Genomic DNA, 3,642 nt, shown 5'->3' with positions numbered 1-3,642 from the left:
CTCCTATCTCCTGACTCCTATCTCCTGACTCCTATCTCCTGACTCCTATCTCCTGACTCCTATCTCCTGACTCCTATCTCCTGACTCCTATCTCCTGACTCCTATCTCCTGACTCCTATCTCCTGACGACCGACGACCGACTCCCGCTCACTGATTAATGACTTGTCAAGAAATCACGATAAATCAACTAGAGATTATCTGAGGCATTGAGTATAATTAGACACATAGATTAGGGGAAATTGCTCATAAATCAGTCCGAGCGAGCGTGAATCCTCTTTCTCGGAAAAATATCTTCCCCTGTTTTTCAGTCTTAGACTAAGGAAATATCATGATTGATTGTAGTCAGATTCAGTTTGACGAGGATAAAAGCAAGATAGATCTATTGCAACTACGAGAATTATTTAATTTAACCGCATTTTGGGCAATAGATCGCCGTTTAGAAGATTTAGAAACCGCAATTGACTATAGTGATCCGGTGGTGACGGTGTGGAATGAGCGGCAATTAATTGGTTTTGCTCGCGCCATTTCCGACGGCATTTATCGGGCAACTATTTGGGATGTGATCGTTCATCCCGATTACCAGGGAGCGGGTTTAGGGCGTAAATTAGTAGAAACAGTCTTGGCCCATCCCCGAATAAATCGGGTGGAAAGAGTCTATTTGATGACTACTAAGCAACAACAATTTTACCAGCGCATTGGTTTCCAAAGCAACGCCATGACGACGATGGTATTATTTAATCGTTATCCCGAGGAGTTTTCCTGTCCGGCGATCGAGGTAAAGAAAAAACGATCCGTGTGAGCTTGTCCTGACTATTGTTATTGATTTGATCTAAGCTCATTTCCCCCCCCGATACTTCGATAATTCCCTTCGCTAACTGGAATTTAAGACCGGGAGAAAGACCGAGAGCTTGAGTAAATTGTTTGACTTCTTCTGGCTTTGATTCTAAACTCAAAGGAGAAATTTCTGGCATTTGCCAGAGAGCGATTTCCCTGGGAAATTCTAGGGTAATAGTGACTTTTTTCTCGCCAAGGGCGCTTACCGATATACAAATAGAGCCGCTCGCTAAGTTGGTGATCACTGCATCGACGAGAAGGACAAGAGCGGAGGATAAACACTGATAATCGGCAACAATAGCAATATCATCGGTTAAAGGGCTAAATTTAAGCTGAATATTGCGATTAGCTGCCTGTAAATAGGTTAAACTTGCCCAATCTTGCCAGAGTTTGGTTAAAGAAAAAATTTCTCGCTCCAGAGGTATAGTACCAGACTCTAGTTTGGAGAGATTAATCATCTCATCGAGCATTGCCATCAGTTTACGGCCCGCCAGTTGTCCCTGGGCGATAAATTCCCTTTCTTCGGCCGGACTTTCGCAAAGATCGGCGAGAATCAGTTGATGAAGACTGATCATACTGCTCAATGGCGATCGCAATTCGTGGGCAACCCGTGCCAAAAAACTGCTTTTGAGGTGATTAATTGCCACGGCCATCTGATAAGCGAGGCGAGTTTGCTGTAATTCCCGTTTTAAAGCCTCAATATCGTCCATATTTACAGAAAAACTGCCCCTTGTCGTAAGATATCCCATCTTTGACATTGCCAACGCGCGACGGTGGAGGGTTGTCCACTATTGATTATTCCCCATGCTTGCCTTTCTGTGGGAGCTAACACCGTTACCGAGGGAAAAGTAGTCATAATCGCTTCTGGAGTTAATAAAGGCTCTTGTCCTGACAGATTAGCACTTGTGGTCGCTAAAACACCAGTTCGACCAAGAATTTCTCTTGCGATCGCATGAGCAGGAACTCGGATACCAATCGTGCTAGGATCCTTAGGGTTAAGAACTTTTGGTACTTTTTCAGAAGCAGGTAAAACCAAAGTTAGGGAGCCGGGCCAGTATTTTTCGGTCATTTGCCGCCAAATCTCCCTTTCTTCCTGATTTCCCTTGACATAATCCCATAAATCTGCTGCTGAGGCGGCCATGAGAATTAAAGGTTTATCAAAAGTCCGTTTTTTAGCGGCAAAAATTAAGGCAGCATAGGGGGGAGAAACTGCTAAAGCGGGAACTGTATCCGTGGGAAAAGAAACCACTTGACCACTGAGGGCCGCGTGAACAATTTCGTTAAGAGAAGCAGTAGGCATTGAGAATTGATCATTTTTGGGGACTAATTTAGCCTAAAACTTTTTGGTACAATTTTAAACGGGTAGGGTTGATTCATGAATCAACCCTACCTTCCTACCTTGAATCAACCCTACCTTGAATCAACCCTACCTTGAATCAACCCTACCTTGAATCAACCCTACTTGATCAGCGGGGTATCTGAAAGTTTTTAACACCTACCTACCTATCTCCAACCAATGAGCGACAGTTAATTATGAATGAGTCTGATACTTTTGCTAATCTCGAACAATTAGAATATATTCCTTACCTAGATGCCACGGGTAATATCTCTGCTGATTTACAGGGAAAAATCGGGGTTTATGCCATTTTTGAGCGAGAGCAAGTCCTAGAGTTTGTCGGCTATTCTCGTGATATTTATCTCAGTTTAAAACAACATCTTGCCCGACAGCCGCACGCTTGTTATTGGCTAAAAGTACAGTTGATTGATCGTCCTAATCGGACTATTCTCGAATCGATTAAACAAGCTTGGCTAAGAGAAAGTCAGGCAGTAATCGGCAATGAAAAACTCTGGACAGAACCAATTGATGCTAAATTAGCCATGACTGACACAGAAAAAGAAATTTATCAAAATGCTGATGAATTAGGGAAAATCAAGTTATTAAAACAGGTATCCAGACGAGTAGAAAATGATATTTTATCAACCCTAGAAAAACGGGGAGTACAGATGGAAATTCGTTTTAATCCTAAGTTAAAAGAACAGGGTTTGCTCGATTTAAAGTAAAAATTCCTAGGAGCGATCGATTCTCCAGACAAACCGCTATGATAGTATATCGCCCCATCCCCACACCAATGGAACAGCGATGACCAATCAAGACTGGCCAAACCTACTGCAGCAACTACTCGATCGAAAATCCCTTTCCCTTAACCAAGCTGAAGAACTAATGACCGGATGGTTAAACGGCCAGATTCCAGAAGTTTTATCGGGGGCGATTTTAGCGGCTTTGCAAGCAAAAGGAGTCTCGGCCGCGGAATTAGCGGGAATGGCCGGAGTTTTACGGCAACAATCTCGCTTAGAAGACCCTAAACCCCATACTACTCCCGTTATCGATACCTGTGGCACCGGCGGTGACGGGGCCGCAACTTTTAATATTTCCACTGCTGTGGCTTTTGTGGCGGCCGCCGGAGGCGTAAAAGTGGCTAAACACGGCAATCGCTCTGCCTCCAGCAAGGTCGGTTCGGCCGATGTTTTAGAATATCTTGGGGTTAATTTGAGCGCCCCTAGCGAGAAAGTAGCGGCGGCTTTAGATGGGGTGGGAGTGACCTTTCTTTTTGCCCCTGGTTGGCATCCAGCCCTGAAAAGTGTGGCTAATCTCCGCAAAACCCTGAAAGTTCGCACGGTTTTTAATCTTCTGGGCCCTCTAGTTAATCCTCTCCGTCCCACAGGTCAAGTTATCGGGGTTTATGACCGGCAATTTCTCACCCCCATGGCCACGGCTTTAGCAGAAATGGGAACCCCAAAGGCGATTAT

5 protein-coding genes are annotated in these 3,642 nt (G+C 44.5%); 3 read left to right on the top strand and 2 right to left on the bottom strand.

The genetic code is table 11. The features are described from left to right. Positions 1-328: 328 nt before the first annotated feature. Positions 329-799: a GNAT family N-acetyltransferase gene (locus IQ242_RS19415; protein WP_193961091.1), complete on the top strand. Its 471-nt coding sequence runs from the start codon at positions 329-331 to the stop codon at positions 797-799. Here the strand turns inward: IQ242_RS19415 and IQ242_RS19410 are convergent. Together IQ242_RS19410 and IQ242_RS19405 are read right to left on the bottom strand one after the other, a co-directional pair. Next, positions 735-1,592: a sensor histidine kinase KdpD gene (locus tag IQ242_RS19410; protein ID WP_193961090.1), complete on the bottom strand. Its 858-nt coding sequence runs from the start codon at positions 1,590-1,592 to the stop codon at positions 735-737. The genes IQ242_RS19415 and IQ242_RS19410 overlap by 65 nt on opposite strands. Next, positions 1,547-2,134 carry an L-threonylcarbamoyladenylate synthase gene (locus IQ242_RS19405; RefSeq protein WP_193961089.1) on the bottom strand — a complete coding sequence of 196 codons (588 nt, stop codon included), beginning with the start codon at positions 2,132-2,134 and terminating at the stop codon, positions 1,547-1,549. The genes IQ242_RS19410 and IQ242_RS19405 overlap by 46 nt, the downstream gene beginning before the upstream one ends. 233 nt (positions 2,135-2,367) lie before the next feature. On the opposite strand from IQ242_RS19405, the gene IQ242_RS19400 reads away from it, so the two are divergent. Together IQ242_RS19400 and trpD are read left to right on the top strand one after the other, a co-directional pair. Then, positions 2,368-2,895, top strand: coding sequence for a GIY-YIG nuclease family protein (locus tag IQ242_RS19400; RefSeq protein WP_193961088.1), 528 nt, complete (start codon positions 2,368-2,370; stop codon positions 2,893-2,895). 79 nt (positions 2,896-2,974) lie between these two features. After that, the coding region (gene trpD / locus IQ242_RS19395) for an anthranilate phosphoribosyltransferase (RefSeq protein WP_193961087.1) at positions 2,975-3,642 on the top strand (668 nt) is incomplete at its 3' end.

The sequence above is a fragment of the Microcystis sp. LEGE 08355 genome (assembly GCF_015207185.1).
GTDB lineage: Bacteria > Cyanobacteriota > Cyanobacteriia > Cyanobacteriales > Microcystaceae > Microcystis > Microcystis panniformis.
The sequence above is the reverse complement of the archived record's forward strand: the minus strand, read 5'-3'. Positions and strand labels throughout refer to the sequence as shown.